Genomic DNA, 12,178 nt, shown 5'->3' with positions numbered 1-12,178 from the left:
CCGCCGAGCCGTGCTCGAGTCGCGATCTCCCGGTGGGGTCCGTTCGGCCCGCCCTCTCGTCCAATGAGGAGATCTGCCAACGGACTTGGGGAGGGCCCGATGAGGGGACGAAGAGCGGGAGCAGGGGCGTCGGCGGCGGTGGCGGTGGCCGTCCTGCTGCTCGGGGGGTGCGGCGCGGGGGCCGAGCGGGATGCGTCGGCCGGCTCGGCGGCGGGGAAGGCGGACGCCGCAGCACCGGCCGCGCCCGCGGCAGCGCCGAACGCCGCCGCGGCGGTGGCACCGTTCCTGCTGGTGCTGGGCGTCCCGGCGGCGCTGGTGTACCGGGTGTGGCGCCGGCGCCGCCCGGCGGCCGCGCTGCCCCCGGAGCCCGGCCCGGAGGAACCGGACGAGGACTGACCGCGCCGGTGGCGGCCCCGGACCGGGGGCCGCCGCCAGGGGGCCGTCAGCGGGCGCTGGCCTCGTGGACGAAGGCGACGAGACGGGAGAGCGCGTCCGGGTCCATGGACGGCAGGACGCCGTGGCCGAGGTTGAAGATGTGGCCGCTGGTGCCGAGCGCCTGGGCGGCGTGCAGGACCTCGCGGGCCTTGGTCTCGACGACCTTGGTGGGGGCGTACAGCACGGCCGGGTCGAGGTTGCCCTGCAGGCCCTTGCCGGGGCCGACCCGCTCGGCGGCGACGTTCAGCGGCACTCGCCAGTCGACGCCGACGATGTCCGCGCCGGCCTGGCCCATCAGGCCGAGCAGCTCGCCGGTCCCGACGCCGAAGTGGATCCGCGGCACGCCGTAGTGGGCGACGGCGTCGAACACCTTGGTGCTGGACGGCATGACCGAGCGGCGGTAGTCGTCGGGGGCGAGCGCGCCGACCCAGGAGTCGAAGAGCTGGACGGCCGAGGCGCCGGCCTCGATCTGCACCTTCAGGAAGGCGGAGGTGATGTCGGCGAGCCGGTCGACCAGGGCGGCCCACAGCTCGGGCTGCCCGTACATCATGGCCTTGGTGTTCTCGTGGTTCTTGGACGGCCCGCCCTCGATCAGGTAGCTGGCCAGGGTGTACGGGGCGCCGGCGAAGCCGATCAGCGGGGTGGTGCCGAGCTCGTCCACCAGCAGGCCGACGGCCTCGGTGATGTAGGGGACGTCGTCGGGCTCCAGCGGGCGCAGCCGCTTGAGGTCCTCGGCGGTGCGGATCGGGTCGGCGATGACCGGGCCGATGCCGGGCTTGATGTCGACGTCGATGCCGACGGCCTTGAGCGGCACCACGATGTCGCTGAAGAAGATCGCCGCGTCCACCTGGTGCCGGCGCACCGGCTGCAGGGTGATCTCCTTGACCAGCTCGGGCCGCATGCAGGACTCCAGCATGGGGATGCCCTCGCGGACCTTCAGGTACTCGGGCAGCGAGCGGCCGGCCTGGCGCATGAACCACACCGGGGTGTGCGGCACCGGCTCGTGCCGGCAGGCGCGCAGGAACGCGGAGTCGTGCGCGGCGCCGCGGCGCGCGGGGGTGGGCGGGCCGTCGATGGTGGCCGCCGTGGTGTCTGCCGTAGTCTCGCTCACGGTTCAAATCTTCGCATGCGCCTCGGGGCGGCTTTCCCGGCCGGTCTCGTGGGTTCCTCCAAGATCTGACCGGGTTTGCCGTTCCGGCACGCCGCTCGGACGGAAGTTGCGGCGTTAACCGAAGCTTTCGACCTAGTCTTCGGGTCATGGCAGCGGTCGGCGGGCACCCCGCGCAGGGTGGCGGAGCAGGTGGCGGAACAGGTCGGGAGGGGGCGCCGAGCGAGTTCCGGGCCGCCCTGGAGGCCCTCGACGGAGCACGGCTGCGGCCCGAGATCCAGCTCTCTCCCGCGCCGGCCCCGCGCCGGCTCGCCCCGCATGCCTTCGCGGTGACCGCCTCGGTGGAGGTGGACGGCGAGGAGTTGGCGGACGGCCGGCTGGTGCTGCTGTACGACCCGGCCGGGCAGGAGGCCTGGAACGGGGACTTCCGCGTGGTGACGATGACCCGGGCGGAGCTGGAGCCGGAGATGGCCGGCGACCCGATGCTGTCGGAGGTCGGCTGGGCCTGGCTGCTGGACGCGCTGCAGGCGCACGGCGCCGGGTACGCGGAGCCGTCCGGCACGGTGACCCACTGCGCCTCGCAGTACTTCGGCGCGCTGGCGGAGCGTCCGTCCTCGACCGAGATCGAGATCCGGGCCTCCTGGACGCCGGCCGACGGCCGGTTCGAGCGGCACCTGGCGGCCTGGGGGGATCTGCTGTGCATCAGCGCCGGTCTGCCGCCGGCCGCGCCGGCCCCGCAGGCGCCGGCCGACGTGCCGTCACTCGGTGGGGTGGTCCCGATGCCCGCGCGGCGGCGTCCGCGTTCGCACTGAGGAGTGGCGCGCGGGCCGGGCGGCACCGGTCGGCCCGCGCGCCACCCCCAGGACTGACGGAGTGTGACTTCGACCCCGCTCTGCGTCAATTAACCGGTCGAAGCCGATCGATCAGCACCGGATCTGATCGATTTTGTGCGAATACGGGGCATGTCCCATCACTCATATGCGCGATTTGTCCGTATTGTTACTCACTAGATCGTGATCATTCGCTAAAGCCGGGCGCGGTAGCTGCCGAAGCAGACTGTGACCCTTTCCGAACGCGGAACACTCCGACCGCCCCCTCGGGGTTCCGTCCGCCACTCCCCGCAGGAGGCCTGGTGTCGGTCCTTCTTGAGCACCCCGCAAACGTGGTCGCCTACCGGCCGACCAAGCCCACCGCCATGGTGGTCATCGCCGATCCCCGCGTCCGAAACACCGTCACCCGTCATCTGTGGGCGCTAGGCGTCCGGGACGTGATCGAGGTGTCGTCAATCGCCGAGGCCCGCCCCCGGGTCTCCACCCCGCGCGACATCTGCGTCGCCGACGTGCACCTGCCGGACGGCTCCGGCCTGACCATCCTGGCCGAGACCCGCGCCGCGGGCTGGCCCAACGGTCTGGCCCTGTCCGCCGCCGACGACATCGGCGCCGTCCGCAGCGCGCTGGCCGGCGGTGTGAAGGGCTACGTCGTCACCGGCACCCGCACCAACGTCGCGATGCCCGGCCGCCCGGGCCTGCCGCTCGGCGCCGCCGGGCTGGCCGGACGGATGCGCCGCCCCGGCATGCCGGGCGTGCCGGGCGCCGCCGGTGCGCCGGGCGCCCACGGAGCCCCCGGTGCACCCGGTGCGCCGGGCGCGCAGCAGTCCGCCTACCGCGAGCTGTCCGGCCGCGAGGTCGAGGTGCTGCGGCTGGTCGCCGAGGGCCAGTCGAACAAGGCGATCGGCGTGGCGATGGGCCTGTCCGCACTCACCGTCAAGAGCCACCTCGCCCGGATCGCCCGCAAGCTGGGCACCGGTGACCGCGCAGGGATGGTCGCGGTCGCGCTGCGCACCGGCATCATCCACTGAGTCCCCGAACGGGCCCGCCACGGCGGTCGAGGAGGAACGTTTCCTCCTCGACCGCCGTCGGCGTGTGCCGCAGCCACCCGTCCGGCCCCCGCAGGGCGGTCATGGACCCGGTCTGACCAGTCCGACAACACTCCCGGCCGCGAGGACCGTCGTACCCTTGGTGGGTGACCGACGCCGTAGCAGCCATCCCAGAAGAAGCAGCCCCGGTCCCGCTCCTCGAACCGAAGGAGGGGATCCCGCCCGTCGTGGCGGACGAGCAGGCGCTGGCCGCCACCGTCGCCGCCTTCGCCGCGGGCACCGGACCGGTCGCCGTCGACGCCGAGCGGGCCTCCGGCTACCGCTACGGGCAGCGCGCGTACCTCATCCAGCTGCGCCGCGCGGGCGCCGGCACCGCGCTGATCGACCCGATCGCCTGCCCCGACCTCAGCGGCCTGGGCGACGCCCTCGCCGACACCGAATGGGTGGTGCACGCCGCCACCCAGGACCTGCCCTGCCTGGCCGAGGTCGGCATGAGACCCCGGCGGCTCTTCGACACCGAGCTGGCCGGACGGATCGCCGGCTTCGCCCGGGTCGGCCTCGGGCCGATGACCGAGAGCGTGCTCGGGCTGAGCCTGGCCAAGGAGCACTCGGCGGTGGACTGGTCCACCCGCCCGCTGCCCGAGCCGTGGCTGCGCTACGCCGCTCTGGACGTCGAGGTGCTGGTCGAGCTGCGCGACGCACTCGAACAGGAGCTGGACGCCCAGGGCAAGCTCGGCTGGGCCCTGGAGGAGTTCGCGGCGATCGCCGCCGCGCCGCGCCCGGCCCCGCGCACCGACCCGTGGCGCCGCACCTCGCAGCTGCACAAGGTCCGCCGGCGCCGTCAGCTGGCCGTGGTGCGCGAGCTGTGGCTGGCCCGGGACCGGCTGGCGCAGGAGCGCGACGTCTCGCCGGGCCGGGTGCTCTCGGACGCCGCGATCGTCAACGCCGCGCTGGCCATGCCGCTGAACATCGCCGCGCTGCAGGCCGTCCAGGGCTTCGGGCCGCGGGTGCACCGGCGCCAGCTGGAGCAGTGGCTGGCGGCCGTCCAGCGGGGCCGGGAGGTCCCGGAGAACCAGTTGCCGCCGGCCGCCGCGCCGCACGACGGGCCGCCGCCGCCGCGGGCCTGGGCCGAGAAGGACCCGGTGGCCGCCGCCCGGCTGTCCGGGGCGCGCGCCGCGGTCGCGGACCTCGCCGAGCGGCACAACCTGCCGGCCGAGAACCTGATCACCCCGGACCTGGTCCGCCGGGTCTCCTGGGAGCCGCCGGCCGCCCCGGACACCGAGGGCGTGGCCGCCGCGCTGCGCCGGCTCGGCGCCCGGCAGTGGCAGGTGGACCTGGTGGCGCCGGTGGTGGCCGCCGCCTTCACCGAGGCCGCGGCCGCACAGGCCTGAGCGAGCCCACCCGAAAGGGGGCACCGTCCTTGCGGCGGCGCCCCCTTCGGCGTGTCCGGGGCGACCGCGCCGGTCGGACGTGTCGCGGGACACACGGTCCGAACCCTCCGAGGGGCCTGGGCAGGTTGGTTACCGACCGGTAGCATGACGGTGAAGCGGCGCCGCTCGGATCTTCGCCGGCGGCAGCCTGCCCACCTCGAAATGTTGGTCCCTGGGAGGAGAGCCCCCGTGCCTCGTACCGTGAGGGACGTCGTCTTCGTCGACGGCGTCCGCACCCCGTTCGGCAAGGCCGGCCCGAAGGGCATCTACCACGAGACGCGCGCCGACGACCTCGTCGTCAAGTGCATCCGGGAGCTCGTGCGTCGTAACCCGAACCTGCCCGTCGAGCGCATCGACGAGGTCGCCGTCGCGGCCACCACGCAGATCGGTGACCAGGGTCTGACCATCGGGCGCACCGCCGCCCTGCTGTCCGGCCTGCCCAAGTCCGTCCCCGGCTACGCGATCGACCGCATGTGCGCCGGCGCGCTGACCGCCGTCACCACCACCGCCGGCGGCATCGCCTTCGGCGCGTACGACGTGGTCGTGGCCGGCGGCGTCGAGCACATGGGCCGCCACCCGATGGGTGAGGGCGTCGACCCGAACCCGCGCTTCGTCTCCGAGAAGCTGGTCGACGAGTCCGCCCTGTTCATGGGCATGACCGCGGAGAACCTGCACGACCGGTTCCCGCACCTGACCAAGGAGCGCTGCGACGCCTACGCCGTGCGCTCGCAGGAGAAGGCCGCCAAGGCGTACGCCAACGGCGACATCCAGCCCGACCTGGTGCCGATCTCGATCCGCAACACCAACCCCGAGGTCGGCGAGACCGGCTGGGGCCTGGCCACCGTGGACGAGCCGATGCGCCCGGGCACCACGATGGAGAGCCTGGCCGGTCTGAAGACCCCCTTCCGCCCGCACGGCAACATCACCGCGGGCAACTCGGCCGGTCTCAACGACGGCGCCACCGCCTCGCTGCTGGCCGCCGAGGACGTCGCCGAGGAGCTCGGCCTCCCGGTCAAGATGCGCCTGGTCTCCTACGCCTTCGCGGGCGTCGAGCCCGAGGTCATGGGCATCGGCCCGGTGCCGGCCACCGAGAAGGCGCTGGCCAAGGCCGGTCTGACCATCGACGACATCCAGGCCTTCGAGATCAACGAGGCCTTCGCCGTCCAGGTGCTGTCCTTCCTGGACCACTACGGCATCGCGGACGACGACGAGCGGGTCAACCCGTACGGCGGCGCGATCGCCTTCGGCCACCCGCTGGCCTCCTCCGGCGTGCGCCTGATGAACCAGCTGGCCCGCCGCTTCGAGCAGCGCCCGGACGTCCGCTACGGCCTCACCACGATGTGCATCGGCTTCGGCATGGGCGGCACCATCGTCTGGGAGAACCCGCACTGGAGCGGAGCGGAAAAGTCGTCCGAGTCCGAGGGTGGTAAGTGAGCATGAGCACCACGACTGAGCTGCTGCAGCACGGCGCCGAACTGTTCCCGGGCGAGGTCGTCACGACCGCGCACGTGCGCCACCTGGACCTGCCGCTGCAGGCCGGCCGGCTGGCCCTGATCACCCTGGACAACGGCTTCGACCACACCAAGCCGACCACCTTCGGCCCGGGTTCGCTGCTCAAGCTGTCCGCCGCACTGGACCAGGTCGAGGCCGAGGCCGCCGAGGGCAAGATCGTCGGCGCCGCGGTGACCGGCAAGCCGTTCATCTTCGCGGTCGGCGCCGACCTCAAGGGCGTCGAGATCCTCAAGGAGCACGCGGACGCGCTGGCCATCGGCAAGGGCGGCCACGAGGTCTTCAAGCGGATCGCCGCGCTGCCCGTCCCGTCCTTCGCCTTCTACAACGGCGCGGCGATGGGCGGCGGCGTCGAGGTCGGCCTGCACGCCACCTACCGCACGGTCAGCGCGGGCGTCCCGGCGTTCTCGCTGCCGGAGGTCTTCCTGGGCCTCGTCCCCGGCTGGGGCGGCTGCACCCTGCTGCCGAACCTGATCGGCCCCTCGAAGGCGATCAAGGTCATCATCGAGAACTCGATGAACCAGAACAAGCAGCTCAAGGGCAAGGACGTGTTCGAGCTGGGGATCGCCGACGCGATCTTCGAGCCGGCCGACTTCCTGGAGCAGTCGCTGCTGTGGGCCGCCAAGGTCCTCAAGGACGACGTCGTCGTCGAGCGCGAGGAGATCGACCGCGGCAAGGCCTGGGACGACGCCGTCGCCTGGGGCCGCCTGGTCGCCGACGCCAAGGTGCACGGCGCCGCGCCGGCCGCCTACAAGGCGCTGGACATCATCGCCCAGGTCAAGGACTCCGACCTGCAGGCCGGCTTCGACGCCGAGGACGCGGCCCTGGCCGACCTCATCATGAGCGGCGAGCTGCGCAGCGGCATCTACGCCTTCAACCTGGTGCAGCGCCGGGCCAAGCGCCCGGTCGGCGCGCCGGACAAGTCGCTGGCCCGCCCGGTCACCAAGGTCGGCGTCGTGGGCGCCGGTCTGATGGCCTCGCAGCTGGCGCTGCTGTTCGCCCGCCGTCTGGAGGTGCCGGTGGTCCTCACCGACATCGACCAGGAGCGCGTCGACAAGGGCGTCGGCTACGTCCACGCCGAGATCGACAAGCTGCTCGGCAAGGGCCGGATCGGCCCGGACAAGGCCAACCGCCTCAAGGGCCTGGTCAGCGGCTCGCTCGACAAGGCCGCCGCCTTCGGCGACGCGGACTTCGTGATCGAGGCCGTGTTCGAGGAGATGGGCGTCAAGCAGGCCGTCTTCGCGGACCTGGAGAACGTGGTCTCGCCGACCTGCGTGCTGGCGACCAACACCTCCTCGCTGTCGGTCACCGAGATGGCCTCGAAGCTGAAGCACCCCGAGCGGGTCGTCGGCTTCCACTTCTTCAACCCGGTCGCGATCCTGCCGCTGCTGGAGATCGTCCGCGGCGAGCAGACCGACGACGCCTCGCTGGCCACCGCCTTCGGCGTCTCGAAGAAGCTGAAGAAGACCTCGGTGCTGGTCAAGGACGCCCCGGCGTTCGTGGTGAACCGGATCCTGACCCGCTTCATGGGCGAGATCCAGACCATCATCGACGAGGGCACCCCGATCGCCACCGTCGAGAAGGGCGTCGAGCCGCTCGGCCTGCCGATGTCCCCGATCGTGCTGCTGGAGCTGGTCGGCCCGGCCATCGCGCTGCACGTCTCGGAGACCCTGCACGGCGCGTTCCCGGAGCGGTTCGCCGTCTCCGAGAACCTCGGCAAGGTGGTCAAGGCCGGCAAGCGCGGCTTCTACACCTGGGTGGACGGCAAGCAGGTGCTCGACCCCGAGGTGCTGGAGCTGCTGTCCTTCGGCGACACCGTGCTGACCGAGGAGCAGGTCCTGACCCGCGCCCTGGAGGCCGTGGCGCAGGAGATCGGCCTGATGCTGGAGGAGGGTGTCGTCGCCGAGGCGCAGGACATCGACCTCTGCATGATCACCGGCGCCGGCTGGCCCTTCCACCTGGGCGGGATCACCCCGTACCTGGACCGTGAGGGTGTCTCGGAGCGGGTGAACGGCAAGCGCTTCCTCGCCCCCGGCGTGGCCTCGGTGCCCGCGTAGGGCGCAGCGGTACGAACGTCGGAGCCCCGGTGACCTGGTCCAGGTCACCGGGGCTCCGGCGTGTGCGGGGGCGGTCAGTGCTTGAGGCGGTAGACCACGGTGTCCGCGAAGACGCCGACCATCTCGTAGTGGGTGTCCAGCAGGTTCTCGATCCGCGGGACCATCCCCGGCTGGTACGGGGCGATGCCGGAGTCGTCCACCACGACCTCGGGCAGGTTGTCGGCGAGCTCCTTGTCGAAGGTCTGCCAGGCGTTGCTGACGCTGAACTGCTCGCCCACGTTGGGGTTGCCGTCCTTGCCGCCGCTGTAGTTGGTCAGGAAGCCGGCCGTCAGGTATCGGGTGGCGGGCTTGCGGTCGGCCAGCCAGTACAGCTCGGGGTGCATGCCCCAGACCAGCACGGTGTCCTTGGGGCTGGTCTGGGCGGCGACCGCGGTGGCGACCTCGGTGGTGCGGTCGAGCCGCTCCCCCGGCCAGGCCAGGGCCAGCGCCCAGAAGACCGTCGAGGCGACCGTGGTGTACACCAGGACGGGCTTCCAGCGGACCGCCGAGGTGGCCACCGCCCCGGTGCCCAGCAGCACCAGCGGGGGGATCAGCTGCAGGTAGTAGTGGCCGAAGAAGTGGAAGCCCACGCTGACCGCGACGACCGAGGAGGCCAGCCAGACCCAGAGGTCGGCGGTGGAGCCGTGCTCCTCCCCGGCGACCGGCAGCGGGCGGTGGCGGTACTTGAGCCAGAGCCGGCGCCCGACCGGGAGCAGGAAACCCAGCCCGGCGGCGACCAGGATGGCCGAGTTGCCGAGCGCGCGGCCGGTCATCTGCAGCCAGGCGCCGCCGAAGGAGGCGTAGTCCCCACTGCCGGTGACCACCCAGAACAGGAAGCCCTTGGGCTTGGTCAGGATGACCGCGACCAGCGCTATCGGCAGGGTGAAGCCGAAGCCGATCTTGAACAGGGCGGGCGGCCAGCGCACCCCGCGCCGGCGGGCGTCCTGGAACAGCATCCAGAGCACCGGCAGCAGCACCGCGCCGCCGGTCTGCTTGGTCAGCGAGCAGAGCGCCACCGCGATGCCGGCGGCCAGCCAGCGGCGGCGCTCGGCGTACCGGAAGGCGGCCACCATCGCGGGCAGCATGAAGACCTCGAAGGTCGCCGCCTGGGTGTCCTCCGGGGAGAGCCCGATGGAGACCAGCAGGTAGAGCAGTCCCGCGCCGGCCCCGGCCCGGTTGCCCCAGCGGCCGCGGGCGAGGGAGGCCAGCAGGATCGCGGTGCCCAGGTGGGCGGCCACCGCCAGGGTGCGCAGCGGCCACAGCGAGGCGGAGCCGAAGACCGCGAAGCAGGCCTGGTAGAGCCAGGGCAGCAGCGGCGGCTTGCGGTCCACCACGGTGTCGTACAGCACGCCGCCGTCGGCCAGCATCCGGGCCTGGGTGGCCAGGAACCCCTCGTCGGGGCTCCAGACGGGCCGGGCGAAGGAGGGGATGTGGGTGAGCAGCGCGACCAGCGCGAGCACCGGCACCAGCCTGGTCCAGTACCCGATCAGGACTTGGGTACGGACACGCTCGGGCAGGCGCTCGGCCAGTCCGGCGAGGCGGAGGCGGGTGGGGGTGGGCACGGGTGACAACCTACCCGGCGGGATCGGCGCGGGCCGCGCCGGTCCCGCCTTTCGGTGCGATTGTCAGCTTGTTTCGTGACGAACTGTTACAGGGTTACGACGAACGGTCGTCGACGGAACGCGCTCCGGGCTGCGCCCTCAGGCCTCGACCGGCGCCGCGTCCAGATTGCCGACCAGGGCCGTCACCTTTCGGGCGATGTCCGGGGCGTTCAGGCCGATCTCGGCCAGGATCTCGTTCCGGCTCGCGTGGTCCAGGAACTCCTGCGGGATCCCGAAGTCGCGCACCGGCAGGTCCACGTCCGCGTCGCGCAGGGCCTGCGCCACGGCGGCGCCGACGCCGCCCACCCGGCCGTTGTCCTCGATCGTGACGACCACCCGGTGCTCGGCCGCCAGGCCGGGCAGGGCCTGGTCGACCGGCTTGACCCAGCGCGGGTCCACCACGGTGGCGGTGATGCCCTGGGCGGCCAGCAGGTCCGCGACCTCCAGGCTGGTGGCGGCCATCGCGCCGACCGAGACGATCAGCACGTCCGCGCGGTGCGTGCCGCCCGGCGCCTCGGCGGCGCGCAGCACGTCCATGCCGCCGATCCGGCCGACCGCGGGGACGGCCGGGCCGACCGTGCCCTTGGAGTAGCGGACCACGGTGGGCGCGTCCTTGACCTCGACGGCCTCGCGCAGCTGGGCGCGCAGCTGGTCGGCGTCGCGCGGGGCGGCCAGCCGCAGGGTCGGGACGACCTGCAGGATCGACATGTCCCACATGCCGTTGTGCGAGGCGCCGTCGTCACCGGTGACACCGGCCCGGTCCAGAGTGAAGGTGACGCCCAGCTTGTGCAGGGCGACGTCCATCAGGACCTGGTCGAAGGCGCGGTTCAGGAAGGTCGCGTAGACCGCGAAGACCGGGTGCAGGCCGCCGGTGGCCAGGCCGGCCGCGCTGGTGACGGCGTGCTGCTCGGCGATGCCGACGTCGAAGATGCGGTCCGGGAAGGCCTCGGCGAACGGGGCCAGGCCGACCGGGTGGAGCATCGCGGCGGTGATGCCGACGATGTCCTCGCGCTCGTGGCCGAGCGCGACCATCTCCTCGGCGAAGACCGAGGTCCAGCTCTGCCCGCCGCCGCTCTTGATCGGCAGGCCGGTCTCCGGGTGGATCTTGCCGACCGCGTGGAAGCGGTCCTCGTCGTTGTTCTCGGCGGCGTGGTAGCCGCGGCCCTTCTCGGTGAGGCAGTGCACGATCACCGGGCCGCCGAAGCCGCGTGCCTTGGTCAGCGCGGACTCCAGGGCGGTCAGGTCGTGGCCGTCGATCGGGCCGATGTACTTGAGGCCGAGGTCCTCGAACATGCCCTGCGGGGCGATGAAGTCCTTGAGGCCCTTCTTGGCGCCGTGCAGCGTCTCGAACAGCTGCTGGCCGACCACCGGGGTGCGCTGCAGGGCGTCCTTGCCCCAGGAGAGGAAGCGCTCGTAGCCCCGGGTGGTGCGCAGCGTGGCGAGGTGGTTGGCCATGCCGCCGATGGTCGGCGAGTAGGAGCGCTCGTTGTCGTTGACGACGATGACGAGCGGGCGGTCCTCGGCGTCGGCGATGTTGTTCAGCGCCTCCCAGGCCATGCCGCCGGTGAGCGCGCCGTCGCCGATCACCGCGACCACCGGGTCGGAGGTGCCGCGCAGCTGGTTGGCCTTGGCCAGGCCGTCGGCGTAGGAGAGCACGGTGGAGGCGTGCGAGTTCTCGATCACGTCGTGCTCGGACTCGGCGCGGGACGGGTAGCCGGACAGACCGCCCTTCATCCGCAGCATCGAGAAGTCCTGGCGGCCGGTGAGCAGCTTGTGGACGTAGCTCTGGTGGCCGGTGTCGAAGAGGATGCGGTCGCGCGGCGAGTCGAAGACCCGGTGCAGCGCGATGGTGAGCTCCACGACGCCGAGGTTGGGGCCGAGGTGGCCGCCCGTCTTGGAGACCTCGGTCACCAGGAAGGTCCGGATCTCCTGGGCCAGTGCGGCCAGCTGTCCGGGCGTGAGCCGGTCGAGATCGCGCGGTCCCCGAATGCGGGTCAGCAGGGCCACCCGTTCCTCCTCGTTCAGTGTTCGCGGACCGCGGGCGGTCCGACGGGCGTCGCTGCCCGGTCTGGCAGCTGGCCGGCGGTCGCGGCCGGTGCCGACCGGTCGAGTCTAATGTCCGC

At 72.5% G+C, this 12,178-nt stretch carries 9 protein-coding genes; 6 read left to right on the top strand and 3 right to left on the bottom strand.

Annotated elements, in window-relative coordinates; all coding sequences use genetic code 11:
• Positions 1 to 99 precede the first annotated feature (99 nt).
• Entirely contained in the window at positions 100 to 396 is a 297-nt protein-coding gene (locus tag P3T27_RS13665) for a hypothetical protein (RefSeq protein WP_280677941.1), read from the top strand.
• 46 nt (positions 397 to 442) lie between these two features.
• Here P3T27_RS13665 and hemE read toward each other — a convergent pair whose 3' ends face one another.
• Positions 443 to 1,510 (bottom strand): uroporphyrinogen decarboxylase, encoded by a 1,068-nt coding sequence (gene hemE / locus P3T27_RS13660; RefSeq protein ID WP_280678311.1) that lies wholly within the window; start codon positions 1,508 to 1,510, stop codon positions 443 to 445.
• A gap of 182 nt (positions 1,511 to 1,692) precedes the next feature.
• Between hemE and P3T27_RS13655 the strand changes: the two genes are divergently transcribed.
• From P3T27_RS13655 to P3T27_RS13635, 5 genes are all read left to right on the top strand, one after another.
• The gene (locus P3T27_RS13655) at positions 1,693 to 2,355 is read left to right on the top strand and encodes a DUF3000 domain-containing protein (protein ID WP_280677939.1); all 663 of its coding nucleotides are present in this window, start codon (positions 1,693 to 1,695) and stop codon (positions 2,353 to 2,355) included.
• A gap of 320 nt (positions 2,356 to 2,675) precedes the next feature.
• Positions 2,676 to 3,401 carry a response regulator transcription factor gene (locus tag P3T27_RS13650; protein ID WP_280677938.1) on the top strand — a complete coding sequence of 242 codons (726 nt, stop codon included), beginning with the start codon at positions 2,676 to 2,678 and terminating at the stop codon, positions 3,399 to 3,401.
• A 164-nt stretch (positions 3,402 to 3,565) separates the two neighbouring features.
• Positions 3,566 to 4,810, top strand: a complete 1,245-nt coding sequence (locus tag P3T27_RS13645) for a ribonuclease D (protein WP_280677936.1) — start codon at positions 3,566 to 3,568, stop codon at positions 4,808 to 4,810.
• A 228-nt stretch (positions 4,811 to 5,038) separates the two neighbouring features.
• Positions 5,039 to 6,283 carry an acetyl-CoA C-acyltransferase gene (locus P3T27_RS13640; protein WP_280677933.1) on the top strand — a complete coding sequence of 415 codons (1,245 nt, stop codon included), beginning with the start codon at positions 5,039 to 5,041 and terminating at the stop codon, positions 6,281 to 6,283.
• A 2-nt stretch (positions 6,284 to 6,285) separates the two neighbouring features.
• A complete protein-coding gene (locus P3T27_RS13635) occupies positions 6,286 to 8,415 on the top strand; it encodes a 3-hydroxyacyl-CoA dehydrogenase NAD-binding domain-containing protein (RefSeq protein ID WP_280677931.1) in 2,130 nt (709 codons plus the stop codon).
• A 74-nt stretch (positions 8,416 to 8,489) separates the two neighbouring features.
• Here P3T27_RS13635 and P3T27_RS13630 read toward each other — a convergent pair whose 3' ends face one another.
• Positions 8,490 to 10,016, bottom strand: coding sequence for a glycosyltransferase family 39 protein (locus P3T27_RS13630; RefSeq protein ID WP_280677929.1), 1,527 nt, complete (start codon positions 10,014 to 10,016; stop codon positions 8,490 to 8,492).
• Positions 10,017 to 10,154: 138 nt separating this feature from the next.
• Complete coding sequence (gene dxs, locus P3T27_RS13625; protein WP_280677927.1) at positions 10,155 to 12,062, bottom strand: 1-deoxy-D-xylulose-5-phosphate synthase; 1,908 nt, start codon at positions 12,060 to 12,062, stop codon at positions 10,155 to 10,157.
• Positions 12,063 to 12,178: the final 116 nt, after the last annotated feature.

It is taken from the genome of Kitasatospora sp. MAA19 (assembly GCF_029894125.1).
Lineage (GTDB): Bacteria > Actinomycetota > Actinomycetes > Streptomycetales > Streptomycetaceae > Kitasatospora.
This window is presented reverse-complemented; position numbering and strand designations above follow the sequence as displayed.